This is a genomic window from Peptostreptococcaceae bacterium, from assembly GCA_016649995.1.
GTDB lineage: Bacteria > Bacillota > Clostridia > Peptostreptococcales > BM714 > BM714.
In genome coordinates, this window is record JAENWJ010000005.1 from 34,079 (window position 1) to 58,611 (window position 24,533).

Genomic DNA, 24,533 nt, shown 5'->3' on the forward strand with positions numbered 1-24,533 from the left:
CCGGTCCCCTCCCTTCAAGCTCTATTTGATGGCGGGAATGCCCGCTTCTATGAGGCTCAGAAGACCTCCACCCGACACCCCTAAATAAATGATGCCAAGAACAAGCACCAATATCGGAAGCAGCTCCTTAACCGGACGCTCTTTGTTCTTGTATACCTTGCCCTCAAGGCTTTCCTCGCCAAAATATCCGTTTATTATGACCGGGAAATAATAAAGTGCGTTCAGAAGACTGCTGACGAGGACAACCGCAAGCAATTCTACCCTTTGGGCTTCAATTGCGGCAACCGCAAAGTTCCATTTGCTATTGAATCCCGACAATAACGGAATTCCGACAAGCGACATGCCCCCAATTGCAAAAATCGCCAATGTAAACGGCATTTCCTTTCCTATCCCCTTCAAATCGGCAATGTTCTTCTTTCCGGTTTTTTCAATTATGCTTCCGGCAGAAAGAAAAAGGGCCGCCTTAGTAAACGCATGGTTGAAAATCTGGAATATGGCGGCAGCAAGTCCCATGGTTGTTCCCAGCCCTATGCCGAAAAATACATAGCCAATCTGAGCAACACTTGAATATGCAACCATTCTTTTTAAATTCTTCTGCATTATGGCCAGCACCGATCCTGCTATCATTCCCACTGCTCCCAAAAGAAGCACAATGTTCAAAACAGGCAACTCACTGACAATTCCCATTCCGAAAACCCTATAAATTATTTTTATATACAATATCACATAGGCTTTTAGAACCAAAGCGGAAAGCAGAGCGCTTGACACTGCAGGCGCATAGGTATGGGCATCCGGAAGCCATGTGTGCAATGGAAACATTGCGCTTTTAACCCCAAGCCCAACTGTAAAGAGACCTATTGCAATCAGCATGTTTCTGCTGTGCTCCGGATAAATGGCCACTAAAACTTCATGGCTGCTCGCCATGTTCAGATGTCCCGTCAACGAGTAAATAAGGGCTATACCCATTAGTACAAGACCAGAACCCAAGGAACTTAGTATCAGGTACTTTAGGGCTGCCTTTATGTTTTCCTTCTTGTCTTTTATTACAACAATTCCACATGAAGCAATTGAGCTGATTTCGATAAATACAAAGCAATTGAAGAGATCGTCTGAAAAAACGATTCCAAGCAAGGAACCAACAAGCAAATTCACAAGCGTATAGAACAATGGAATTTTCTTTTTCGTCAAGTCGTGATCTATGCTGTAGATTGAAAACCAAAGAACAGCCATAGAAACAGTCATGAATAGAACAGCCATCAATCCCTCTATTATTCCTATATGGAATTCGATTCCCCATGGCGCAGCAAAATGACCCACCCTAAAATAGTATGGCCCGTCGGCCCTTACTCCCGAAAGTGTCAACACGGAAAGCACAAGTGAAACTCCTGCAGCTGAAAGGCCTATGATTCGAGCCATTCGAATTGACTTGAAAAGCGGTATTGCAAAAGCTGAAATAAATAAAATCAGGATGATGATTAGCGGGTAGCTATTGTAAAGTGGCAATTTATTCCCCTCCCATCTTCATAATTTCGTTTAGATCGATTGTACCGTAGTTTTCGTAAATGCGAATCGTAAGCGCCAAAGCAAACGCCGTGATGCTTACTGCAACAACTATTCCCGTAAGCATTAGTGCCGTGGGAATCGGATTGACATAACCTGACGCCGATTTTGCTGACCGTATTATTGGCGCTTCATTTCCTGTGATATATCCCTTGGCTATAAAAAACAGAAACACTGCCGTATCCATGATATTCATGCCTATTATTTTTTTAATCAGATTGCCATGAGCCAAAAGCGTTACAAATCCAACTCCAAACAAAATGATGGCTCCTGTTTCATAGTAATTTACCAGTAAGTGTCCCATATCAGATGGTCCCTTCGTAGAATAGTTTAAAAAATACATACATCGTTATCGCTACAATGATGCCAACGGCTATGTTCAGAGGCAGTATGAGGCCTCCGCTAAACAATTTCCCCGGCGTTCCGAGTGGAATATCCCAGACTTCCCAATGCATGCCCCCGGTCAAAAAACTATAACCCTTTAGAGCTCCATAAATAAGAAGCGACGCGCACATCCATTTCATCATTCTTTCGTATGTAAGCCTCGAAATAAGGTTGTCCCATCCGAAAATCAACCTATGAAGAATCATGCTTGCCCCAAGAATCGTTCCTCCTGCAAACCCTCCTCCAGGAGAAAGGTGTCCATTCAATATTACATATATGGCAAATACTTGTATAAACGGTATAATAAGTTTTCCAACCTCTGTCAGAATATCGCTTTTTTCAGCTTCCCTATGGAGTTTATTCATCTTCATCCCTCCTGAGAACCACAATTACCGTTATTAGCGCTGTAAAAAGTACTGTCGCTTCTCCGAAGGTATCGAATGCCCTGTAGTCTAGAATAATTCCGGCTACTACATTCACCGCGCCGGTCTCCTCCACTCCCTTTTCAAGATATCTGTATGACACCTCGTTGTTTGAAGGATTTTCAGCCTGCCCGAAGGTCGGCAAATCGGCAACCCCGAATAGCAAAATGACAATTAATGCTGTTGCCAATACAACAGAAAATATTTTTCTCATTTCCCGCCACCCCCGACGCGTCTAAGCGTAAAGATAAACAAAAGGGTTGTTATTCCAGCCCCTACAGCCGCTTCGGTGATTGCAAGATCCGGCGCATTAAGCTGCTGCCAAAGGACCGCCATCGTTAAGCTATATACCATGAATACTATTATGGCACCCAATAAATTGCGTATTACAGATACGGCAATCGATGCTCCTATTAAAAATACTATGACAATCATTGAAAAAATGGTCATCTGTTATCTTCCTTTCGATAGCGATTGTAATACGCCTTGGCAATCAAATGCGTTGCCGTGGGGTTAGTTACCCACAAAAATATTATTATAAGAAGCAGCTTCAGGCTCGCGTAGCTTTCTCCATTGAAAATAATCGTTGCCAATAGAATCAGCACCGCGCCCAGCGTATCACACTTTGCTGCGCTGTGCGCACGTGTATACATGTCCGGAAGCCTCAAAATACCAACCGTTCCCACGGTGAAAAAGAAAAGCCCGCCGATTATCAGAATGATCATTATTATTTCTTTAATCAATTTGGCTCCCCCCTCCTTCTATGAAGTTGGCTATGGCCATGGAAGCCACAAAGCTGATAAGTGCATATACCAATGCCACATCAAGGAAATAACTTTCCTTGAGAATGCAAGAGACAACAGCTATTATAACGGTCGTTTTTGTCCCTATTACATTTATCGCTATGAGTCTGTCCTCGGGAGTCGGCCCTTTTACGGCTCTAACCGTGCAAAGGGTTACTGTGACCGTAAGATATATTATTGAAGCAATAAATATTTTAGTCATCATCAGGTTTTTCCTCCACCTTCAATAGCAACTCTTCAAACTTTGAATGCATGGCACCCTCCACATACTCATCCATAAGGCAATGAACAATAAGCCTTTTTCCATCCATCTTTACGGTCAATGTCCCAGGGGTCAGGGTTATTGAATTGGCTAATATCGTTCTACTAAGCGGTTTTTCGAGACGAGTGTCAAAACTTATTATGCTAGGTGTTATCAACAGCTTCCGAGATAGAACAATCTTTGCGACATGAAAATTGGCAAAAACTATTTCTTTGCACAGCAAAAGCAAATACTGAAATAAATAGAGTAGTTTTTTCTTATTCTTAAATGAATACCCGAAATTAATTTCAAGTATGTCCATATTTATATAAAATACAAGAAAACATATGCCAATGCCCGTCAAAACCATTTGCATATCTATGCTTTCTGTAAGAATAAGCCAAAAAACAATCATGAGAATTAAATAAAATTTATTGGGTTTATTCTTTTTCATCAGCCGCACCTCCCAAATTCCATACTCTATAATATACGCAAAATTCATGCCAATTACTGTTATCTCCCAAATATTTTTCAATCCCCTGCAATTGCAACCTATTCAACCTTCTTCTGCAAAAATAAAATAGCAAACCGAACCCGTCTATAAATTGAAGTGTTCTAATTTGCTACAGTTGTCCAGCATATTATGATATTTGGTGTTTTATTATAGAACACATGTCCCATTATGGGTCGTATTGATGTCATATTCCTTCATCTTTCTATAAAGAGAGCTTCTGCTTATACCTAATATACGTGCTGTTTTTGATAGGTTGCCGTTTGCTTTTTCTATAGTCTTATGAATTGCCATGCTTTCGATTTCACGAAGGGTGAAAAATTTTTGATTTTGAGAATCAGTCTCATTGAGAAGATTAGTCGCTTTCATGTATTGCGGGATATCTTCTGCCGACAAAACTTCGCCATCCTTTACAACGCTTATTATCTGTTGCATAACGTTTTGAAGCTCCCTAACATTCCCCGGCCATGGATATCCGCTCATCCGCTCAAAGAAGGCGTCATCAATGCCCCGTATATCCTTCCCCATTTGCCTGCTGAATTTTTCCATAAAATACGATATGAGGGGCTTGAAGTCCTTTTTTCTTTCCCTTAGGGGCGGAATCATTATAGGCATGACGTTCAATCTGTAAAAAAGATCCTCTCTGAAATTACCTTTTTCCACTTCGCCCTTCAAATCCTTGTGGGTGGCCGCTATCACTCTAACATCTACAGGGATCACATCATGGCCTCCAACTCGTACCACTTCCTGTGTTTCAAGCACCCTCAGAAGATTTGCCTGGGTATCCAATGGCATGTCTCCTATCTCGTCAAGAAAGATTGTTCCCCCGTCAGCCAGTTCAAATTTCCCAGGATGTCCCCCGCGTTTAGCCCCGGTGAAGGCTCCCTCGATGTATCCGAACAATTCGCTGGCAACCAGATCGCGCGGTATAGCTCCGCAATTCAAGAAAATAAACGGATGCTTTCTTCTTGGCCCGGCATTATGTATTGACTGTGCGAAAAGCTCCTTGCCCGTTCCGCTTTCTCCCTGTAGAAGCACAGTGGTATTGTATTGGGTCATTCCTTCAGCTATTTTGATTGACTTTTTTATTGCTTCGCTTTCTCCCATTATATCCGTAAACGTAAAGCGGGCCTGAGATCCGACAATCCGGTTTACCAGATTATGGACCGTTTTGACTTCATGGAAGGTCAATATGACGCCTTCCAGAACATCCTTTTCAATATCCTTGATAGACGCTATGGTGGCTATACAAACAACGCGTTTGCCGTTTTTAAGTATGAATTCCAATTCCTCATTGTTATAATGACCCTCTGCAATGTTTTTTCCTATGCTTTTCAATCGGTCACCGATTTTTACCATTTTACTAATGTCTTTTCCTATAATTTCTTTTTCTGTCCTTTTAAGAATATGCCGTGCAATAAGATTAACATCCGTTATTACTCCTTCATTGTCAATACATATCAATCCTTCATTAATTTGCTCTATTATCGTTGAAAAATGATGGTTCGCAATCCTAAGCTGCCTGTTTATCTTGTCAATTTTAAACTGTTTTTCGATAGCAACACTAGACGCCACAACCATTCCAAGCGTATGAAGATGCACCTTTTCGTAGGAATCGGTCATGCTTAGTATTCCAAGCAATTCACCTTCCGCGTTTTTTATCGGGCATGCAGACGAGGTAAATTTATGGTATCTTTTGGCATAATGCTCGGCTGCAAACACCTGTATTGGATTTCTTGTATTCAATGCTATTCCAATAGCATTGGTCCCAATGGTCTCTTCTTTCACATTGTTTCCCTTGTAAAGATTCAATTTCTTGTATGCTTCAACTGAATCCTCGTCCCCAAGGCACTCCACCACGTATCCTTCCGGATCTGTAAGCCTTACCAACAGGCCATGGCTTCCCGAAATGTTGTATAAGCTCTCCATGAATGGCTTGGCAATCCTGAGAAGCGGACGAAGCTGAACCTCCCTGTCCTTAAGGGTTTTCGATTTTGAGTTCTTTTCCCCTTCCCCCATGGGATTTACCTGTTCTTTACGACTTCTGATCCACGAATCAGCAATCTCTTTCCTTATTATGTCTCTGTCGATATTTCCGCTTTCCATGAATTGCGACCATGCATCATTTATTTGATTGTTTCTATTGTAAATCTTGTTTGCAGACATACGCACCCCCGTTCATTCTTGCAGGTGTTTCCCAACCGCACTTTTTATTCCTTGCTTCTGCCTATGTATATATCAAGGGCTTTTATTCCCCTGCGCGCAAGTTTTATAAACAAGACAAACGAATAAATAGATGCCACAATGAGAACTAGCAATATAACAACATTAATCAATTGAAATCCCAATGCAAAATTTATATTCCTCATAAATATTCTCCTTTCGTTTCACGTGAAACAATTATTTTCTCAATAAATTCATTATCCTTTCAAATTCATCCAAACCGTGATATGAAATCTCTATTTTCCCTTCATTTTTTCTTCCATTTTTTATGTTCACCTTTGTTGCGAACCTCTCTCTTAGGGTTTCTTCCATTATAAGTACTTCCGGATCGATTTCTATAGGTTTTTTATAATTTTTTTCCTGTTTCTCACTCAAAATTAATTTCACTTGACGTTCAGCTTCCCTTACTGATAGTCCTTTTTCAACAATTCTCTCTAAAAGCATTTTTCGCTTTTCACCGGAAGGTAGCCCCAACAAGGTTCTCCCATGACCACCTGTAATCTTTCCTTCAGCTATCAATCCCTTTATTTCATCTTCTAGTCCCAAAAGCCTTATCAAATTCGCCACATAAGGCCTGCTTTTTCCTGCAACATCCGACACCTTTTCCTGTGTTAGTCCATGCTCATCCATAAGCAATCTAAATGCCATAGCTTCCTCAATCGGATTAAGGTCTTCCCTTTGGAGATTCTCAATTAGTGCAAGCTCCATTCTTTCAGCCGGCTTTGCCTCTCTAATAATGCAAGGAACACTTTTTAAATTTGCTTCTCTCGCTGCCCTATATCTTCTTTCTCCCGCGATTATACGGTAACCCTTTTCTTCTTGACTTACAATCACAGGCTGTATGATTCCATGTCTTTTTACTGACTTTGCAAGCTCTTCGATTTTATCTTTGTCAAAGTGTTTCCTTGGCTGGTTCGGATTCGTTTTAATTAATCCTATTTCTATGTCATGAATCCGTTCCTTTAAAGAAACGCCTTCTTCTTTTTCTCCAGTATCCGTTGCTGGAATTAGCGCATTCAGCCCTCTCCCTAAACCACTTCTCTTTTTAGACAATTAAACCTCCTCCTTTCCTTCCAGTGCTAAGAATTCCTCCGCAAGCGCCTGATAGGCCTGTGCCCCCCGCGATTTCGGATCATATTCTGTGATTGGAAGTCCATAGCTTGGCGCCTCTGCCAATCGCACATTTCTTGGTATAACCGTTTTGTATACCTTTTCCTTGAAGTACTCCTTTACTTCTTCAACAACCTGCACAGAAAGATTCGTCCTTTTATCAAACATGCTTAAAAGCACTCCCTCTATTGCCAAGGCAGGGTTGAGTTTATTCCTAATCAATCCAATCGTATTCATCAATTGACTCACACCCTCCAATGCGTAATATTCGCATTGGATTGGTATCAAAACCCCATCTGCAGCTGTCAAGGCATTCAATGTCAAGAGGCCAAGTGACGGAGGGCAATCTATAAATATATAATCGTACTCATCCTTTGTTGTTTCAATAAGCTTCTTAAGCTTAAATTCGCGGGCTTTAATACCTGTTAACTCAATTTCTGCCCCTGCAAGCTGCATATCGGCAGGAATCAAGTCTATGTTTCTAAATTTAGATTTCATTATACATTTTTCTATTTCCTCATCACCAAGCAAAGCATCATAAATAGTGTTTTTAAGATATCTTGAGGCCTGCCCGAACCCACTTGTAGTATTTCCCTGAGGATCTATGTCTATTACAAGAATTCTTTTCCCCATCTTTCCCAAATTCGCAGTGAGGTTAATATTTGTAGTTGTTTTGCCGACCCCACCCTTTTGATTGAAAATGGCAATGACTTTTCCCATGAATTACACTCCCCGATCGCTTATATATTTTATCTTTGTTCTCTCTATTATATTATAGATTATTTTTCCCCTCTTTATAAGTGCAAGCCCTACATTTTTTGCTGTTTCGGAAAAAATGCCCCTCCCAAGGAGTCCCTCTATCCAAAATATGCATCGTCTCTCTATTTCGAATGTTTTTCAGCTAAAATCGGCTTTACTATTCTCCCGAAAAATAAAAAACCGCATTGTCTGCGGTTTTGTTTCACGTGAAACATTTCATCATTCTTTATTGATTGGTATTTTTATCCTTATTTCATAATATATACCTTTATCGCACTCCTCATATTCCGCTTTAACTCCGGTCTTTAAAATTTCCTTGAATGCATTCTTTATTGTGTTTGTATATATTCTCATGTTCATTGCCGACTTAAAAGTCTGGTTTCTGTCTTTCTTCTTTTCCTTTTCCATCTTCTTTTCTATTGCCGTCTCCGTTTGTCTCACGTTTAAATCGTTCTTGATTATTTCCTTTATCATTTTGTCTCGATCTTTTTCATCGTTAAGTTTCAGAAGTGCTCTTCCATGCCTTTCTGTCAATCCATTGCTTCTCAATACCAAAAGTTGCCCATCAGACAACTTTAAAAGCCTAAGCTTATTAGCTATTGTGGATTGGTTCTTTCCAACATATCTCGCAATATCCTGTTGCTTCATATTGTAATCCAACATAAGCCTTTGATACCCTATTGCCTCCTCCACAAAGTCTAAATCCTCCCTCTGTAGATTCTCGACAAGCGCAACTATGGCAGAATCCTCGTCGCTCATGTTTTTCATAAGCACCGGAACATAATCAAGTCCGGCTTTTTCCGCAGCCCTAAGCCTGCGCTCTCCTGCAATCAACTCGTAACTTCCATCTATTTTCCTTACCGTAAGCGGTTGTATTACCCCATATTTTTTTATCGAGTCCGATAATTCACTAAGCGACTTCTCCAAAAAGATCTTCCTCGGCTGATGTGGGTTTGGTTTTATATCCACAGTTTGAACATAAATAATTTCATTCATCTTTTATCTCCTTGAAAATTGGCTTTTTTGAAGGTTTTCCCGGCTTACGCGGATACTTTTCCGGGGTTCTTGACACCTTTTCAATTACAATTATTTCATGCTGGGATTCCATATAGGGGTTTTTTATCAATATTCTATCCTTTACTATGCCTCCCAATAATTTAATCGCATATTCAGCATCCTCAATTTCTTTGTCCGCTTTTGGTCCTTTCATCGATAAAAAGAGACCTCCTACTGAAACAAGCGGCAAGCAATACTCGCTCAAAACAACCAAATTGGCTACTGCTCTTGACACTGCCAAATCAAAACTTTCTCTAAGTACATTGTCCCTACCTAGTTCCTCCGCTCTTGAATGAATCGCACTTATGCCAGATAAATCAAGTTTATCAATCACTTCCCGTAAAAAATTTACTCTTTTCCCCAATGAATCGGCCAAAACCCATTCTCCATTGCCGCAAAGTATCCTCAGCGGCAATCCCGGAAAGCCCGCTCCCGTTCCAACATCAATCATTCGTTTGGCGCCTGAAACTCCTTCAATTTTCAAACAGGTTGCTGAATCGAGAAAATGTTTAATGACAATTTCCTTTTCATCGGTTATTGCGGTAAGATTCATTTTGCCGTTCCACTCCAAAAGTAATTCAATATACCTTTCGAATCTATTCTCAATTTCTTTCGAACACTTTATTTCCATTGAAGCCAATCCTGAAGAAAGCAGCCTTTTATCCATTATGTTTTGCCTTCCTACGATTTTGCTCTAGATAAATCATCAACACTGATATATCTGCGGGCGAAACACCGGATATTCTCGATGCCTGCCCAACGGAAGCAGGCTTTATGCTGTTTAGCTTTTGCTTTGCTTCGAGTCTAATCCCCGATATCTTTAAATAATCAATGCCCGAGGCTAGCATCTTTTTTTCCAGCTTTTTAAACCGCTCGATTTGCTGCTTCTGTTTTACAATATATCCCTCGTATTTAATCTCAACTTCAACCTGGGTAACTGCCTGCCTCACAAGAATAGGGCGATCAATGTCTATGGCTCCCAATTTTTTATAGTCAAGCTCCGGTCTCTTTAACAAATCGTAAAGCGAAATCGAATTATTGACTTGAGAACTCCCGTTTTTCTCTAAAAATTCTTTTAATTCTCTCGGTTTTTTCTTTACGCTTTTCAATCTTTCCATTTCTTCTTCCACTTGTTTCTTTTTGTTTAAATATCTGTCATGTCTCTCTTTTGTTACCAATCCTAACCTTAAACCTTTTTCCGTAAGTCTAAAATCAGCATTGTCTTGTCTTAAGACAAGACGATATTCAGCTCTCGATGTCATTATTCTATAGGGCTCATTCGTTCCTTTTGTTACCAAATCATCTATCAATACTCCAATGTACGCTTCAGAACGGTCAAGCACAAAAGGCTCTTCTCCCTTTATTTTTAAAGCCGCATTTATTCCGCTCATTAATCCTTGAGCCGCAGCTTCCTCATAACCAGAAGATCCGTTTATTTGTCCCGCAAAGTACAATCCGCCTATCTTCTTGTATTCAAGGGACAGTTTCAAATCTGTTGGATCAATGCAGTCATACTCTATGGCATATGCCGGTCTCATCAAATCCGCTTTTTCAAGCCCCTTTATGGTTCTGTAAAATGCTACCTGAACCTCCTCAGGCAAGCTTGTAGACATACCCTGAACATACATTTCATCTGTATAAAGCCCTTCAGGCTCTACAAAAAGCTGGTGCCGGTTCTTGTCAGCGAACTTAACCAATTTTGTCTCAATTGACGGGCAGTATCTGGGACCAGGCCCTTCAATCTCCCCTCCGTACATGGCTGAGCGATTGATGTTGCTTAAAATTATTTCGTGTGTATCAAGATTGGTATAACTTAACCAACACGGTACTTGAGGCGATTCCAAATGGTCATTCATAAATGAAAAAGGAATAGTTTCCTTATCTCCCTCTTGCAAAATCATCTTTGAAAAATCGATAGACGAGCTGTTCACCCTTGCCGGAGTTCCCGTCTTGAATCTTCTAAGCGCAATTCCGCATTTCCTCATTGATTTCGACAGCTCTGTTGCTGCCCTCAAATCATTTGGTCCACTTTCATAGCTAACATCGCCAATGAATATTTTTCCAGCCAAAAAAGTTCCGGTAACAAGAATAACGGCTTTGGCTTTATAAACAACCCCGGTTCTTGTTTTTATACCCATAATTTGTCCATTTTCGACTATGAGTTCAGTTGCCTCAGCCTGTTTTAGCTTCAGGTTTTCCTGTTTTTCCATCACTTTTTTCATTTCTGTATGGTATTTCTGCTTGTCAGACTGAACACGCAATGAGTGAACAGCTGGCCCTTTTGCGGTATTTAGCATCTTGCTTTGGATGAAGGACTTATCGGCGTTTAGGCCCATTTCCCCTCCCAATGCGTCAATTTCTCTCACAAGATGGCCCTTGCCTGTTCCTCCAACGGATGGATTGCATGGCATCATGGCCACGGCATCTAGGGTTATGGACACAACCAAAGTCTTCATACCCATTCGAGCAGAAGACAGTGCCGCCTCACAGCCTGCGTGTCCCGCTCCAACGACTATGACATCGTATTCTTCAGCAACAAAATTTTTCATAAGCTCCCCTTCCAAAAATCACTTGCCAAGACAAAATTCAGAAAAAACCTTGTCGATTATATCCTCTCCAACCGTTTCCCCTATGATTTCTCCAAGATAGGCGTAAGCGTTTTTAATATCAATTTCTATGAAGTCATACGGTATTTTTTCATGTGTAACCCCAATTGCCTCTAATATGCTTGCGAGAGCCCTTTCAAGCGCATTCTTTTGTCTGACGCTTGTTACAAGCGTGTCCACTCTTTGAAAAAGCTCGCCAGAATAAACCATTTCAACTATTTTATCCTCTAGTTCGTCAAGTCCTGATCCATTCAGAACAGATGCCCTTATTATAGCCTTGTCTCCGAGCATATTTTTTATCTCTTCTTCATCGATTTTTACATCGAGATCCGTTTTGTTTATCAAAACTATGGCCTTCTTGCCCTTTACATACTCCATTATTTCACGATCTTCTTTTCTAAGCTCTTCCCCTGCATCTAAAACAAGAATAACCAAATCAGCCTTGTTGAAAAACGCCTTGCTTCGCTCAACCCCCATTTTCTCAATCATATCCTCAGTTTCGCGTATTCCCGCCGTATCCACTATCCTGAGTGGAATTCCTCTAATGTTAAGGTGTTCCTCTATTATATCGCGAGTCGTTCCCGGAATATTTGTAACAATAGCTCTTGCTTCCTGCAGCATTGCGTTTAACAGTGAAGATTTGCCAACATTAGGCTTCCCAATAATAACCGTCTGTAATCCTTCACGCATTATTTTTCCCGTTTCGGCCGTCCTAAGCAATTCCCTTACTTCTTTTTCTGCAGCTTCCTCAAGTTTCAATATTTCATCATAAGTGATATCCTCGATATCCTCTTCCGGATAATCGATTCCAACTTCGATCTGTGCCAGCAATGATAGAAGCTTGTTCCGTATTCCCCTTACCTTCTTTGAAAGGCCGCCTTCAAGCTGGTCAAGCGCTATGTCGTAGCTTTTGTCGGTTTTTGCCCCTATCAGGTCCATAACCGCTTCGGCCTGAGCCAAATCAAGTCTTCCATTTAAAAATGCCCTTTTTGTAAATTCCCCGCGCTCTGCAGCACGAGCACCTTTTTTCAAGGCCATTTCAAGTATTTTTCTCGACGGAACAAGCCCTCCATGACAATCTATTTCAGCAACATCCTCTGCGGTATATGTTCCAGGCCCTTTCATATATACTGCCAAAACCTCGTCAATCCGCTCTTTTCCGTCAGAAATAAAACCGTATACCAGTTTTCTCTGTCCATATTCTCTAATGCTTTCTCTTCTTTTCGGTTCAAATAAATCATCTAGAATATCAATAGCCTTCGATCCGCTGATTCTTACAATGCCGATTCCCGCCTCTCCCGGGGCTGTCGAAATCGCCGCAATCGTTTCGTCAAACATGTTTTCACCTCTCTAATAAGCAATAAAAACCCAGCGGCAACTGGGTTTCATCGACATATCCATCTTCTTAACTGTTATGCTTCTTATTAAGATATATTCTAACTTTTCGGTAGGGATCCTCTCCCTCACTCCTTGTGGATATATCCTCATTGCCCTGAAGCGCCGAATGAATTATTCTTCTTTCGTATGGGTTCATAGGTTCAAGAACAACGTCCTTTTTGTATTTTCTAGCCTTGTAAGCTAGTTTTTCGGCTAATTTAATTAGCGTTTTCTCTCTCTTATTTCTGTAACTCTCCGTATCGATTATAACCCTTATATATTCTTTTTTGCCTTTATTTACAACCAGACTTGTTAAATATTGCAGGGAATCCAATGTGGTTCCTCTTTTTCCTATTAGAATCGCCATGTTCGGACCCGACAAATCCAAATACAGAGTATTATCTTTTAACTTTGCGTCTATTTCTACTTTTTCCCCCATGTAAATGAGTACTTCCTGTAGAAAATTCACAGCTAAATCTTCAGCATCGGCCTTTCTCCATACCTTAATAACTGCTTGCTTTATGTTTATCAACCCGAGTATGTTTTTAGGCTCTTCCACTATCTCTATTTCAACTTCTTCCCTAGTCAGCATCAATTCGTCCAAGGCGATGTTTATTGCCGCTTCAACTGTTCTTGCTCTCTTTTCCAATGATTGCATAAAACATTACGCCTCCTTAACATTGCTTCTATGGTTTAGGAAATATTGCTGTACCATTTGGAATAAATTACTTACAGCCCAATAAAGCGTAAGGCCCGCCGGAAAACCTACTCCCCAGAAAAGTATCATAAAAGGCATCATTATGCTCATTGTCTTCATCGATTGAGGCTGCGTTCCACCCTTTTGCTTGCCAGCCGACATAACCATTGAAAAATATGTCGTTACGGCTGCAAGAATCGGTAAAATCCACGGAATTTTATTGCCCAATAACGGCAACGTAAATGGCACCGTTAAAACATCGGGATCCAAAAGATTCGCCATCCATAAGAAAGGTGCGGATGTCGCTATGGCTGCCGCTACCGCGTCTCCTGCAAAAACATACTCAACAGGCGCTCGGAGTGCTGCAAACAGACCGAAAAGAATCGGTAATTGTATCAATAGAGGCAAGCATCCTGCCATGGGATTGATATTGTGTTCCTTATACAGACCCATTGTCTTTTCATTAAGTGTAGTCTTATCGCTTTTATATTTTTCCTGCAGTTTCTTGAGTTCCGGCTGAATGTCATTCATTGCCTTCGTTGATTGAAGCTGCTTGAATGTCAATGGTAAAAGAATTACTTTTACAACAATAGTAAACAGAATTATAGCCACACCATAATTCCCCACCATATTGTAAATAAGATGCAATAAAGCTCCTAAAGGTTTCGCTAATACGCCCAAAAATTTATCCTCCTGTATACTATGTCCGTTATTATTTTAAAGGATCATACCCTCCCGGATGAAAGGGATGACATCTCAATATTCTTTTTATTCCTATATAAGCTCCCTTAAGCGCCCCGTATTTTTCCAATGCCTCTATCATATATTGTGAACATGTTGGTACATATCGGCAACTTTTAGGCAAGTATGGAGAAATTCCGTTCTGATAAAATTCAACCATTTTTATTAAAATTTTTTTCATGCTAAACACCCGTTTTTATAATACCCGCTCTTTTGACGGCCTTTTCAAATGAATCCTTAACACCTTTGTAATCGGCTTCATTTATAGTAACCCTAGCTATAGCAACAACATCGTATCCTTCTTCAATTGCAGGATTCATATGCCTAAAAGATTCCTTCATTAGCCTTCGTGCCCGGTTTCTCTTTACGCTATTGCCAACTTTCTTACTTGCTGTAAACCCTATTCTCGTCTCCGCCCTCGAATTTTTTTTGTAAAACAAAACAATATATCGGCTTCCAACGGATTTTCCCTTGCTGTATGTTTCCTTGAACTCATTACTCTTCCTCAGCTTGTTCATTTTCCGCTCCTCAAAACGCTGTTTACAGAAAAAGACCACTAGAAGCGGTCTTAGGCACTCAATTTCTTTCTTCCTTTTAATCTGCGTTTCTTCAATATATTTCTTCCAGCCTTTGTTTTCATTCTTTTTCTAAAGCCATGTTCAACTTTTCTTTGTCTCTTTTTCGGTTGGAAAGTACCAGTACCTTTTCTCATTTGAAACACCTCCTTCTATTGCCCTGTATATATACTTTGAATCCTATATATTCTTTTCCGACTCTGCGCTTAGTAATTATACCCCTATGCCCACCCTATGTCAAGAAATAATAAGGGGTTCCGGCCATTATATGACCCACAAATGATAAGGGGTTCAGGCTATTAATGTTTTGTGGATAAATGTATTGTTTTTTTCACTTCTTGTGGATAATTTTACTCCATTCAATTGAAACTGCTCCTTCGTTTTGTTATTATTATTATACCTGTTGATAACTTTTTAATTCTTTTTTTTATTACTTATCAACATTGATTGCTGAAAAACTGTTTATTCTTTTCTGTTTATCTGCATATTTCAATCAGTATCATGTGTTGATATTATTTTCTAGTGCTTGTTGATATTTATTATTCTACAAGTTAATAAACATATTCCGGACTTGCCAGATTAATTTTCTGTTGATAATTAAAGCTTGTCCGATATCGTTAATTGCAATAACAAATATCCCTATTCAATGTGGAAACCTTGTTTCAAAAACGCTTTAAGTATTTATAAGGAGGACTTCAATGAACAGTAATATCAATGCATTTTGGGAAAAAACTCTGGAACTAATAAAAGTCGAATTATCTCCGGTCAGTTTCAATACCTGGCTTAAAACTCTCAGACCGGTACAATTGGACCATGGCGTCTTTTTTCTTTCCGCCCCTAACAAATTCAACAAAGAGATTCTTGAAGCACGCTACGCTACATTGATAGAAAGCGCAATGAATCAACTTTCAGAGGACCCTCTTAAAATCGAATTTATTCTTTCCGACTCTGAATCCCAAAGTAAGGAAGATACAGACGCTTTTTCCAATCCTTCATCTTCTTTTTCAAAGTCTTCCAATTTGAATCCAAAATATGTTTTCGATACATTTGTCATTGGAAACAGTAATCAATTTGCTCACGCAGCTTCTTTAGCTGTAGCAGAATCTCCAGCAAAAGCCTACAATCCTCTTTTTATATATGGAGGCGTAGGTCTTGGGAAAACCCATTTAATGCATGCTATAGGCCATTTTATTAAAAATAAGAATAGTGATTCCGAAGTTGTATATGTCACAAGTGAAATGTTCACAAACGAACTCATAAATTCAATAAAAGACGATAAAAATGTTCTTTTCCGCAACAAATACAGGAATATTGATGTTCTTTTAATTGACGACATTCAGTTTATTGCCGGAAAAGAAAGAACGCAGGAAGAATTCTTTCATACATTCAACGCACTGCACGAAGCAAATAAACAGATAATAATTTCTTCCGACCGTCCTCCAAAAGAAATACCTACCCTTGAAGACCGTTTAAGGTCGAGGTTCGAATGGGGTCTTATAACAGACATACAGGCCCCTGATTTTGAAACCAGGGTTGCAATCCTTCGAAAAAAATCAGAAACAGAAAAAATTAAAGTTTCAGATGACATCCTTAATTTCATAGCCAGCAAAATTCGTTCAAATATACGTGAATTAGAGGGAGCCCTTACAAGAGTATGCGCTTTTTCATCCCTAACAAATAGAGAAATTAGTCCCGATCTTGCAAACGAAGCGCTAAAGGATATTTTTTCTACATCTCGCACGAAAGAAATAACAATTTCTTTAATAAAAGATGTTGTGGGCCGCCATTACGGAATAAAAAAGGAAGATTTTGAATCCAAAAGAAGAAATCGGTCTATTTCTTTTCCCAGACAGGTGGCAATGTATATATCCAGAGAATTGACCGATCTTTCGCTTCCAAAGATAGGTGAAAACTACGGAGGAAGAGACCATACAACAGTAATTCATGCATATGACAAGATTTCAAAAATAATAGTTTCCAATAATGAGGAAAAAATTAAAATACAGAGAATAATTAAAGAAATAAAGGGAGAATGAGTGCTAAAAACCCTGTTGAAAACTCTTTAATAAATACAAAGTTATCAACAGGGTTTTTAAATCTCCAATCCCTTCATTCATAAAGCTTAGGATACCTTTTCAACAAATCAACAGGCCCTACTGCTATTACTACTATCCTTTTTTCTATTAATATCATAAAACCACCCATATCAAGGAGGTACCAACAATGAAATTTATTTGCAACGAAAAACAACTTGCAGCAGCAGTAAATATTGTACAAAAAGCAGCATCAAATAAAACTACCTTGCCCATACTTAAAGGAATACTCATAGAGGCAAACAATGATTATCTCAGATTGGTAGGAAATAATTTGGATATAGCTATTGAAAATGAAATAGAGGCTGAAGTTTTGGAAAACGGATCGGTAGTAATTTCCTCCAGGCTTTTTGGAGATATAATAAGAAAACTTCCCGATTCGGACATCACACTGTCAGCAGATGGAGATAATAATGTTCATATAAGTTGTGAGGGTTCAAATTTTGACCTTATAGGGCAGCCGGCAGAAGAATTTCCGTCTCTTCCCGAGGTTATGGATGAAAATATCTACACATTCGACAAGAATGTGTTTAAGAATATGGTTAGGCAAACGGCTTTTGCTGCTTCGATAGATGAAACAAGACCCATTTTGACTGGAGAGCTAATTGAAATAGATGAAGGCAGGGCTTCGGTAGTTGCTTTGGATGGATATAGATTAGCAATAAAAGAGGTTATGGTTGAAGGAAAGAATAAGAATAAAGCCGTTGTTCCGGTTCAAACACTTAATGAAATAATGAAGATAATAGGAAACGAGTCCGAGGGATCCGTATTGGTTTCATTTTCAGAAAACCATGTATTGTTTACAATAGATGGAGTTAGAATAACTTCGAGACTTCTCGATGGCGATTTCATAAATTATAAGCAAATAATACCAAATGAATATAAAACAAGAGTAAAAGTGAAAACTAAAGGTTTTTTGGATGGATTAGAAAGAGCTTCACTTCTTGCAAGAGAAGGTAAAAATAATCTTATAAAGATAAGCATCAAAGACGAAATAATGAAAATTAATTCCAACGCCGAAATTGGAAGCGTTGAGGAAAAGGTTTCAATTGAGCTCGAAGGAGAAGATATGCAAATAGGTTTTAATTCAAAATATCTCATTGATGTATTGAGAGTATTGGATTGTGAAGATGTTTATCTTGATTTAACTACAAGTGTTAATCCTTGCATCATAAGGCCAATAGGACAAAACGACTATACATATCTTGTGCTTCCTGTAAGGTTGTCGGCTGAATGATTTTTTATGAAACATTAAAATAAAGGAGATAAAATGGAAACTGTATTTATTGATACTGAAATAATAAAACTTGAGCAATTTCTTAAGTTTTGCGGAGAAGTGGGAACAGGAGGAAATGCCAAGCTTGTTATTATTGATGGGTTTGTAAAGGTCAATGGAGAGGTGGAAAAAAGAAGGGGCAGGAAGCTTAAAAAGAAAGATATAGTGGAATTTCAAGGTAAGGAATTTAAAATTGATTCCAACAAAAGCCTATATTGAAATAAGAATGAAAGGAAGCTATTTTAGTGTATATTATGGGTATCAACTTGATGAATTTTAGAAATTATGATTGTATTTCTCTTGAATTCCATAAAAAGCTTAATGTTTTTTATGGAATGAATGCACAGGGAAAGACAAATATAATAGAATCACTGTATGTTGGTGGATTTGGAAAGTCTTTTAGAACATCCAACGACAGGGATATGATTATGATGGGAGAAGAAAATGCCGCATTGAGAATAAAATTCTTTTGCAGAGGGAGAGAGCAGAAAATAGATTTAAGATGGAGAGAAAAAGGGAAAAAAGAAATAAGAGTAAATGAATCGAGTCTTGAAAAGCTCTCTGACATTTTTGGAAAAATGAATGTTGTGATTTTTTCTCCGGAGGATTTAAAACTGGTAAAGGAAGGTCCCTCAGAAAGAAGAAGATTCATGAATCGTGAGATTTCACATATAAGTCCGGGATACTATCATCACCTTTTACAGTATAATCGCATCTTATCTCAAAGAAACAATTTGCTTAGACAAAATAAGTACAATAATATTTCTATGGATTTATTGGATGTTTTGGATGAACAGCTTGCCATTGAAGGATCAAGGATTATTGAAAAAAGAAATATATTCATAAAAAGATTGAATACGATTTCCAGGCTAAAACATCGAAAAATCACAGGGAATAAAGAAAATATTGAAGTTTTATATAAAGCAAACATAAAAAATGAAGAAGAAAATGATGCTGAAAAAAAGAAAAATATTTTTATTGAAACAATGAAAAAAAGAAGAGAGCAAGATTTAGAGAGGGGATATACAACCTGCGGTCCGCACAAGGATGATTTATCTATAACGATAAACGGAATAGATGTTAGAAATTTCGGTTCGCAGGGACAGCAAAGGACAGCAGTACTTTCTTTGAAACTTTCTGAAATAGAGATAGTGAAGGCTGAAACCGGCGAATATCCAATTCTTCTTTTAGATGATGTAATGAGTGAACTTGATGAAAGCAGGCAAATGGAATTGATAAAAAGTCTGAGAAATGTACAAATATTTGTAACAATGACAGAAATTCCCGAATTATTAAAAGAGGACATAAAAGATGGTAGAATTTTTTATGTAGATGGCGGCAGGGCAATGGAAAAAAACAAAAGAGGCATGCCGCCTGCAGTAAAAAGATAAGAAAAATGATAAAATAGATAAGATGGAAGAGAATCAAATAGATATTTTTCTTATTATAATAACGGATTATATTATAGAAAAACCTCAGGGAGGTAAAGAAATTGATAGCAAAAGTTACGCAGGAGTATAATGCAGACCAAATTCAGGTTTTGGAAGGGTTAGACCCCGTTAGAAAAAGACCTGGAATGTATATTGGATCAACCGGAGAAAGAGGATTGCATCATTTGGTGTATGAGATAGTTGACAACAGTATAGATGAAGCATTGGCAGGATATTGCAGTAGAATAGAAGTAACCATTAACGAAGATAATTCCATAACAGTTATAGACAACGGGCGCGGAATGCCGGTTGATATGCATAAGAAAATGAAAAAACCTGCAGTGGAAGTTATTCATACAGTTCTTCATGCAGGGGGAAAATTCGGCAGCGGCGGATACAAGGTTTCCGGTGGATTGCATGGCGTGGGAGCTTCTGTTGTAAATGCCTTATCAGAGTGGTTTGAGGTCGAGGTTAAAAGAAACGGTAAAATTTACAAGCAACGTTATGAAAGAGGATACACAGTAACGGAACTGCAAGTAATTGGAAAAACCGAAGAAACGGGTACTAAATCCGTTTTCATGCCGGACGATCAAATTTTCGATGAAGTGATTTTTGAATACAATACATTAAGGCATAGACTTCGAGAAATGGCTTTTTTGAACAAGGGAATTCAAATAATATTAGAAGACAAAAGAGATGAAAAAGAAAAAAAAGAAACATTTCATTATGAAGGCGGAATAAAAGAATTTATAAAATATTTAAATAAGAATAGAGATGCAATTCACGAAAACATAATATATTCCGAGTCCGAAAAGGACAATACTACTGTAGAATTGGCACTGCAGTATACAACGGCCTATACCGAGAATATATTCACCTATGCAAACAACATCAACACCCAGGAGGGCGGAACCCATCTAATTGGCTTCAAGACGGCGCTTACGCGTTACATAAACGACTACGCACGCCGGTTCAATTACTTGAAAGAAAAGGATACAAATCTTCAAGGAGAGGATATACGCGAAGGCTTGACGGCTGTTGTTTCTATAAAACTGCTAGAGCCGCAATTTGAAGGACAAACAAAAACCAAGCTTGGAAACAGTGAGATAAGGGGAATTACGGAATCCATAACAGGAGAAGTGATCCAAAGGTTTTTGGAAGAAAATCCAGCGGATGCAAAATCAATAATCGAAAAATGCATCAAGGCTTCAAGAGCCAGGGAAGCCGCCAGAAAAGCAAGAGAACTTACCAGAAGAAAAGGTATATTGGATGGACTTTCATTGCCTGGAAAATTATCAGATTGCTCAGAAAAGGATCCCGAGAAAACTGAAATTTTTCTTGTAGAGGGAGATTCGGCCGGAGGCAGTGCAAAACAGGGAAGAAGCAGAGCTATACAGGCTATTTTGCCGCTTAAGGGAAAAATACTTAATGTTGAAAAAGCGAATCTGACAAGAATGCTCAATTACACTGAAATAAGAGCTATGATTACAGCATTTGGTTGCGGGATCGGAGACGAATTCGACCTGGACAGCCTAAGGTACCATAAAATTGTAATAATGACTGACGCAGATGTCGATGGATCACACATAAGGACACTGCTTTTGACATTTTTCTTCAGATACATGAAACCCCTTTTGGAGAACGGATACGTATATATAGCCCAGCCGCCTTTATATAGAGTAAAGAAGGGACGGAGCGAACACTACGTTTATACAGATGAAGAATTAAACACACTTCTTGCCGATATTGGGAGAAAAGGAATAAGCCTACAAAGATACAAAGGTCTCGGGGAAATGGATCCGGAACAATTGTGGGAAACCACCATGGATCCGGAAAGGAGAATAATGAAAAGAGTAGCTATAGAAGATGCTGTGGAAGCAGATGAAATTTTTACTATTCTCATGGGTGATAAAGTTGAGCCCAGAAGGGAATTTATAGAGGAAAATGCTAAATATGTTAAAAATCTAGATATATAGAAAAACGATATCAATAATGGATATTCTTTAAAAACAAGATTAATGAGCAAATTGAGTTAGTGAGCAAGAAATTGGGAGGGAAACAATGGAAACAATGGAAACCAAGAATATCATTCAAGTAGACATCACAAAGGAAATGAAGAAATCATACATTGATTACGCAATGAGCGTCATCGTGGGCCGGGCATTGCCGGATGTCAGGGACGGACTCAAGCCTGTTCACCGAAGGATTCTGTATGCTATGAATGAGTTGAATCTTGATCCGAGCAAACCCCATAGAAAATCCGCGCGTATTGTCGGTGATGTATTGGGTAAGTACCACCCCCATGGAGATACGGCCGTATATGACGCAATGGTACGCTTGGCGCAAGAATTTTCATCAAGGTACTTGTTGGTAGACGGGCATGGCAATTTCGGGTCAATTGATGGCGACAGCGCAGCCGCCATGCGTTATACAGAGGTGAGATTAGCCAAAATTTCAAAAGAATTGCTTAGGGACATAGAAAAAGAAACAGTGGATTTTGTGCCGAACTTCGATGAAGAGCTTCTGGAGCCGTCTGTTCTGCCTAGCCGATACCCAAATCTATTAGTTAACGGTTCCAGCGGAATTGCGGTAGGAATGGCTACGTCGATACCCCCGCATAATCTTGGGGAAATAATAGATGCGACAATAATGCTGATAGATGATCCGGAGACTGAAATAAACGAACTCATAAAAGTTGTAAAAGGACCGGATTTCCCGACGGGCGCAATTATTATGGGAACGGAATTGATAAAGCAGGCCTATCGCACCGGTAAAGGCAAAGCGAGAGTTCGTGCGAGGATTGAACTCGAAGATATGAAAAGGGGAAGGGAAGCGCTGATAGTAACAGAGATTCCTTATATGGTTAACAAATCAAAACTAATTGAGAGTATTGCTGATTTGGTAAGAAATAAAAAAATAGAAGGCATTTCGGATTTGCGGGATGAAAGCAACAGGGAAGGAATAAGGCTTGTAATCGAACTGAAGAAGGATGCAAATTCAGGGATAATCTTAAATAAGCTATATAAACATTCCCAATTGCAAACAACGTTTAGCATAATAATGATTGCCGTGGTCAATGGTGAGCCAAAAACATTGAATCTTAAGGAAATACTCTCTCATTATATTATCCATCAGAAGGATGTTTTGACGAGAAGGACGCAATTTGATTTAAATAAGGCAGAAGCGCGCGCGCATATTCTTGAAGGTCTCCGAATCGCATTGGACAATATTGATGAGATAGTAGCTTTGATTAAAAAATCTGCAAATGCTGATGAAGCAAGAAACCAACTTTCTGATAGATTTGCACTTTCAGAAATTCAATCGCAGGCCATATTGGACATGAGGCTTCAGAAGCTGACGGGACTTGAACGAGAAAAAATCGAAAACGAATACATGGATCTTACCAAAAAAATCAATAAATACAAGGAAATACTAGCAAACGAAAAACTCCTTATGAGCATAATAAAAGAGGAAATAACCGAAATAAGAGATAAGTTCAGTGATGACCGTCGTACCGAAATCAGAGCGCAAGCCGAGGATATGAATAACGAAGATCTAATAGCTGACGAGGAAGCAGTAATAACCCTAACGCGTTACGGATATGTGAAAAGGGTTCCCAGCGACACATATACTAGCCAGAAGCGTGGAGGCAGAGGAAAAACAGGGCTTTCAACGAGAGAAGAAGACTTTGTAAAGAATATATTTACAACAACGACACACAACTATATTATGTTTTTCACCAACAAGGGGAAGGTATATAGGATAAAGGCATATGAAATTCCCGAAGCCAAGAGACAGGCCAAGGGAACGGCTATCGTAAATCTTTTGCAATTGGATAATGACGAAAAAGTGACAGCCATTATTCCACTTAAGGATTTCGAGGACAGTTCTTACTTGGTTCTGGCTACCAAAAATGGAATAATTAAAAAAACCGAGCTTAGCCAATATGATTCTTCCAGGAAAACAGGACTTATCGCCATCAATCTAAAGGATGGCGACGAGCTTATTGAGGTAATAAAGACAGACGGTAAACGGGATCTAATGCTGGTCACAAAAAATGGTTTATCTATAAGGTTTAAAGAGGAGGAAGTTCGTAGCGTAGGAAGAAATACCAAAGGCGTCAAGGGAATCAAATTAAAAAAAGACGATCATGTGGTAAGCCTTGAAATCGCGGACGACAGCAGGAAGTTGCTAGTGGTAAGTGAAAACGGATTCGGAAAACGGACCCGAATGGGTCTTTACAGGGTTCAGACTAGAGGCGGCCAGGGCGTTAAAACTTATAATGCAACTAATGAAACAGGTCGTCTTGCAGGCGCGATAGTAGTTGACGAGGAAGATGAATTGTTCATCATCAATTCTTCCAGTATAGTTATAAGATTGAAAGTGGATGAAATATCCACCATGGGAAGAAGCACTAAAGGGGTCAAGTTAATGCGGATAGATGAGAGTGATTCGGTTGTATCTATAGCGAAGGTGCTTGAGGCTGAAGTGGAGATTGACGACAAATAATATGCTATGGAAGATCCGCATCGCAAGATGCGGATTTTTGTTGTACGAAATAGTAAAAAACCTTACTATAAAAAATCCAAGCCTTGATACTATCACTAATTAAGAATGCGGGGGACGGCAATGGTAAAACATAAAAAAAGTATACTTGTTATTTATAGCC

27 protein-coding genes are annotated in these 24,533 nt (G+C 39.1%); 6 read left to right on the forward strand and 21 right to left on the reverse strand.

Going from position 1 to position 24,533, the window contains the following annotated elements:
* Positions 1 to 21 precede the first annotated feature (21 nt).
* The 21 genes from JJE29_02075 to rpmH form a co-directional block, all read right to left on the reverse strand.
* Positions 22 to 1,503, reverse strand: coding sequence for a monovalent cation/H+ antiporter subunit D family protein (locus JJE29_02075; protein ID MBK5251417.1), 1,482 nt, complete (start codon positions 1,501 to 1,503; stop codon positions 22 to 24).
* Between the two features lies 1 nt (position 1,504).
* Positions 1,505 to 1,864 (reverse strand): cation:proton antiporter subunit C, encoded by a 360-nt coding sequence (locus JJE29_02080; GenBank protein ID MBK5251418.1) that lies wholly within the window; start codon positions 1,862 to 1,864, stop codon positions 1,505 to 1,507.
* Position 1,865: 1 nt separating this feature from the next.
* Positions 1,866 to 2,309, reverse strand: a complete 444-nt coding sequence (locus JJE29_02085; protein MBK5251419.1) for an MnhB domain-containing protein — start codon at positions 2,307 to 2,309, stop codon at positions 1,866 to 1,868.
* Positions 2,302 to 2,580: a hypothetical protein gene (locus JJE29_02090; GenBank protein ID MBK5251420.1), complete on the reverse strand. Its 279-nt coding sequence runs from the start codon at positions 2,578 to 2,580 to the stop codon at positions 2,302 to 2,304. The genes JJE29_02085 and JJE29_02090 overlap by 8 nt, the downstream gene beginning before the upstream one ends.
* Positions 2,577 to 2,816 (reverse strand): DUF4040 domain-containing protein, encoded by a 240-nt coding sequence (locus JJE29_02095; protein MBK5251421.1) that lies wholly within the window; start codon positions 2,814 to 2,816, stop codon positions 2,577 to 2,579. Before JJE29_02095 ends, JJE29_02090 begins: the two co-directional genes overlap by 4 nt.
* Positions 2,813 to 3,109 carry a monovalent cation/H(+) antiporter subunit G gene (locus JJE29_02100; GenBank protein MBK5251422.1) on the reverse strand — a complete coding sequence of 99 codons (297 nt, stop codon included), beginning with the start codon at positions 3,107 to 3,109 and terminating at the stop codon, positions 2,813 to 2,815. Before JJE29_02100 ends, JJE29_02095 begins: the two co-directional genes overlap by 4 nt.
* Positions 3,102 to 3,374, reverse strand: coding sequence for a cation:proton antiporter (locus tag JJE29_02105; protein ID MBK5251423.1), 273 nt, complete (start codon positions 3,372 to 3,374; stop codon positions 3,102 to 3,104). The genes JJE29_02100 and JJE29_02105 overlap by 8 nt, the downstream gene beginning before the upstream one ends.
* On the reverse strand, positions 3,364 to 3,864 hold the full coding sequence (locus JJE29_02110) for a Na+/H+ antiporter subunit E (protein ID MBK5251424.1): 501 nt from the start codon (positions 3,862 to 3,864) through the stop codon (positions 3,364 to 3,366). The genes JJE29_02105 and JJE29_02110 overlap by 11 nt, the downstream gene beginning before the upstream one ends.
* 207 nt (positions 3,865 to 4,071) lie before the next feature.
* Positions 4,072 to 6,087, reverse strand: a complete 2,016-nt coding sequence (locus JJE29_02115) for a sigma 54-interacting transcriptional regulator (GenBank protein MBK5251425.1) — start codon at positions 6,085 to 6,087, stop codon at positions 4,072 to 4,074.
* A 44-nt stretch (positions 6,088 to 6,131) separates the two neighbouring features.
* On the reverse strand, positions 6,132 to 6,290 hold the full coding sequence (locus JJE29_02120; GenBank protein ID MBK5251426.1) for a hypothetical protein: 159 nt from the start codon (positions 6,288 to 6,290) through the stop codon (positions 6,132 to 6,134).
* Between the two features lie 31 nt (positions 6,291 to 6,321).
* Positions 6,322 to 7,197, reverse strand: coding sequence for a ParB/RepB/Spo0J family partition protein (locus JJE29_02125; GenBank protein ID MBK5251427.1), 876 nt, complete (start codon positions 7,195 to 7,197; stop codon positions 6,322 to 6,324).
* Positions 7,198 to 7,974, reverse strand: a complete 777-nt coding sequence (locus JJE29_02130; protein MBK5251428.1) for a ParA family protein — start codon at positions 7,972 to 7,974, stop codon at positions 7,198 to 7,200. It lies immediately after the preceding gene.
* A gap of 258 nt (positions 7,975 to 8,232) precedes the next feature.
* Positions 8,233 to 9,009 (reverse strand): ParB/RepB/Spo0J family partition protein, encoded by a 777-nt coding sequence (locus JJE29_02135; GenBank protein MBK5251429.1) that lies wholly within the window; start codon positions 9,007 to 9,009, stop codon positions 8,233 to 8,235.
* A complete protein-coding gene (gene rsmG, locus JJE29_02140; protein ID MBK5251430.1) occupies positions 9,002 to 9,736 on the reverse strand; it encodes a 16S rRNA (guanine(527)-N(7))-methyltransferase RsmG in 735 nt (244 codons plus the stop codon). Before rsmG ends, JJE29_02135 begins: the two co-directional genes overlap by 8 nt.
* Entirely contained in the window at positions 9,729 to 11,618 is a 1,890-nt protein-coding gene (gene mnmG / locus JJE29_02145; GenBank protein MBK5251431.1) for a tRNA uridine-5-carboxymethylaminomethyl(34) synthesis enzyme MnmG, read from the reverse strand. The genes rsmG and mnmG overlap by 8 nt, the downstream gene beginning before the upstream one ends.
* 18 nt (positions 11,619 to 11,636) lie before the next feature.
* A complete protein-coding gene (mnmE, locus tag JJE29_02150) occupies positions 11,637 to 13,013 on the reverse strand; it encodes a tRNA uridine-5-carboxymethylaminomethyl(34) synthesis GTPase MnmE (protein MBK5251432.1) in 1,377 nt (458 codons plus the stop codon).
* Positions 13,014 to 13,080: 67 nt separating this feature from the next.
* Complete coding sequence (locus JJE29_02155) at positions 13,081 to 13,710, reverse strand: protein jag (GenBank protein ID MBK5251433.1); 630 nt, start codon at positions 13,708 to 13,710, stop codon at positions 13,081 to 13,083.
* A gap of 6 nt (positions 13,711 to 13,716) precedes the next feature.
* The gene (locus tag JJE29_02160; protein MBK5251434.1) at positions 13,717 to 14,430 is read right to left on the reverse strand and encodes a membrane protein insertase YidC; all 714 of its coding nucleotides are present in this window, start codon (positions 14,428 to 14,430) and stop codon (positions 13,717 to 13,719) included.
* Positions 14,431 to 14,461: 31 nt separating this feature from the next.
* On the reverse strand, positions 14,462 to 14,671 hold the full coding sequence (gene yidD / locus JJE29_02165; protein ID MBK5251435.1) for a membrane protein insertion efficiency factor YidD: 210 nt from the start codon (positions 14,669 to 14,671) through the stop codon (positions 14,462 to 14,464).
* A 1-nt stretch (position 14,672) separates the two neighbouring features.
* Positions 14,673 to 15,008 (reverse strand): ribonuclease P protein component, encoded by a 336-nt coding sequence (rnpA, locus tag JJE29_02170; protein ID MBK5251436.1) that lies wholly within the window; start codon positions 15,006 to 15,008, stop codon positions 14,673 to 14,675.
* Between the two features lie 50 nt (positions 15,009 to 15,058).
* Positions 15,059 to 15,202: a 50S ribosomal protein L34 gene (rpmH, locus tag JJE29_02175; protein MBK5251437.1), complete on the reverse strand. Its 144-nt coding sequence runs from the start codon at positions 15,200 to 15,202 to the stop codon at positions 15,059 to 15,061.
* Between the two features lie 561 nt (positions 15,203 to 15,763).
* Between rpmH and dnaA the strand changes: the two genes are divergently transcribed.
* From dnaA to gyrA, 6 genes are all read left to right on the forward strand, one after another.
* Positions 15,764 to 17,101, forward strand: a complete 1,338-nt coding sequence (dnaA, locus tag JJE29_02180) for a chromosomal replication initiator protein DnaA (protein MBK5251438.1) — start codon at positions 15,764 to 15,766, stop codon at positions 17,099 to 17,101.
* A gap of 187 nt (positions 17,102 to 17,288) precedes the next feature.
* On the forward strand, positions 17,289 to 18,395 hold the full coding sequence (locus tag JJE29_02185) for a DNA polymerase III subunit beta (GenBank protein ID MBK5251439.1): 1,107 nt from the start codon (positions 17,289 to 17,291) through the stop codon (positions 18,393 to 18,395).
* Between the two features lie 33 nt (positions 18,396 to 18,428).
* Positions 18,429 to 18,653, forward strand: coding sequence for an RNA-binding S4 domain-containing protein (locus JJE29_02190; protein MBK5251440.1), 225 nt, complete (start codon positions 18,429 to 18,431; stop codon positions 18,651 to 18,653).
* 26 nt (positions 18,654 to 18,679) lie between these two features.
* Positions 18,680 to 19,825 carry a DNA replication/repair protein RecF gene (gene recF, locus JJE29_02195; protein ID MBK5251441.1) on the forward strand — a complete coding sequence of 382 codons (1,146 nt, stop codon included), beginning with the start codon at positions 18,680 to 18,682 and terminating at the stop codon, positions 19,823 to 19,825.
* A 101-nt stretch (positions 19,826 to 19,926) separates the two neighbouring features.
* Positions 19,927 to 21,840 carry a DNA topoisomerase (ATP-hydrolyzing) subunit B gene (gene gyrB, locus JJE29_02200; GenBank protein MBK5251442.1) on the forward strand — a complete coding sequence of 638 codons (1,914 nt, stop codon included), beginning with the start codon at positions 19,927 to 19,929 and terminating at the stop codon, positions 21,838 to 21,840.
* Positions 21,841 to 21,934: 94 nt separating this feature from the next.
* The gene (gene gyrA, locus JJE29_02205) at positions 21,935 to 24,373 is read left to right on the forward strand and encodes a DNA gyrase subunit A (protein MBK5251443.1); all 2,439 of its coding nucleotides are present in this window, start codon (positions 21,935 to 21,937) and stop codon (positions 24,371 to 24,373) included.
* Positions 24,374 to 24,533 lie beyond the last annotated feature (160 nt).

Excerpts from the sequence above, each read along its gene's own strand:
- JJE29_02085 (MBK5251419.1), bottom strand. The coding sequence starts at position 2,309 with ATGAATAAACTCCATAGGGAAGCTGAAAAAAGCGATATTCTGACAGAG.
- rpmH (MBK5251437.1), bottom strand. The coding sequence starts at position 15,202 with ATGAGAAAAGGTACTGGTACTTTCCAACCGAAAAAGAGACAAAGAAAA.
- JJE29_02080 (MBK5251418.1), bottom strand. The coding sequence starts at position 1,864 with ATGGGACACTTACTGGTAAATTACTATGAAACAGGAGCCATCATTTTG.
- rsmG (MBK5251430.1), bottom strand. The coding sequence starts at position 9,736 with ATGGATAAAAGGCTGCTTTCTTCAGGATTGGCTTCAATGGAAATAAAG.
- yidD (MBK5251435.1), bottom strand. The coding sequence starts at position 14,671 with ATGAAAAAAATTTTAATAAAAATGGTTGAATTTTATCAGAACGGAATT.
- rnpA (MBK5251436.1), bottom strand. The coding sequence starts at position 15,008 with ATGAACAAGCTGAGGAAGAGTAATGAGTTCAAGGAAACATACAGCAAG.
- mnmG (MBK5251431.1), bottom strand. The coding sequence starts at position 11,618 with ATGAAAAATTTTGTTGCTGAAGAATACGATGTCATAGTCGTTGGAGCG.
- dnaA (MBK5251438.1), top strand. The coding sequence starts at position 15,764 with ATGAACAGTAATATCAATGCATTTTGGGAAAAAACTCTGGAACTAATA.
- JJE29_02130 (MBK5251428.1), bottom strand. The coding sequence starts at position 7,974 with ATGGGAAAAGTCATTGCCATTTTCAATCAAAAGGGTGGGGTCGGCAAA.
- JJE29_02120 (MBK5251426.1), bottom strand. The coding sequence starts at position 6,290 with ATGAGGAATATAAATTTTGCATTGGGATTTCAATTGATTAATGTTGTT.
- JJE29_02185 (MBK5251439.1), top strand. The coding sequence starts at position 17,289 with ATGAAATTTATTTGCAACGAAAAACAACTTGCAGCAGCAGTAAATATT.
- gyrA (MBK5251443.1), top strand. The coding sequence starts at position 21,935 with ATGGAAACCAAGAATATCATTCAAGTAGACATCACAAAGGAAATGAAG.
- JJE29_02190 (MBK5251440.1), top strand. The coding sequence starts at position 18,429 with ATGGAAACTGTATTTATTGATACTGAAATAATAAAACTTGAGCAATTT.
- JJE29_02110 (MBK5251424.1), bottom strand. The coding sequence starts at position 3,864 with ATGAAAAAGAATAAACCCAATAAATTTTATTTAATTCTCATGATTGTT.
- mnmE (MBK5251432.1), bottom strand. The coding sequence starts at position 13,013 with ATGTTTGACGAAACGATTGCGGCGATTTCGACAGCCCCGGGAGAGGCG.
- JJE29_02095 (MBK5251421.1), bottom strand. The coding sequence starts at position 2,816 with ATGACCATTTTTTCAATGATTGTCATAGTATTTTTAATAGGAGCATCG.
- JJE29_02115 (MBK5251425.1), bottom strand. The coding sequence starts at position 6,087 with ATGTCTGCAAACAAGATTTACAATAGAAACAATCAAATAAATGATGCA.
- JJE29_02135 (MBK5251429.1), bottom strand. The coding sequence starts at position 9,009 with ATGAATGAAATTATTTATGTTCAAACTGTGGATATAAAACCAAACCCA.
- JJE29_02105 (MBK5251423.1), bottom strand. The coding sequence starts at position 3,374 with ATGATGACTAAAATATTTATTGCTTCAATAATATATCTTACGGTCACA.
- JJE29_02155 (MBK5251433.1), bottom strand. The coding sequence starts at position 13,710 with ATGCAATCATTGGAAAAGAGAGCAAGAACAGTTGAAGCGGCAATAAAC.
- JJE29_02090 (MBK5251420.1), bottom strand. The coding sequence starts at position 2,580 with ATGAGAAAAATATTTTCTGTTGTATTGGCAACAGCATTAATTGTCATT.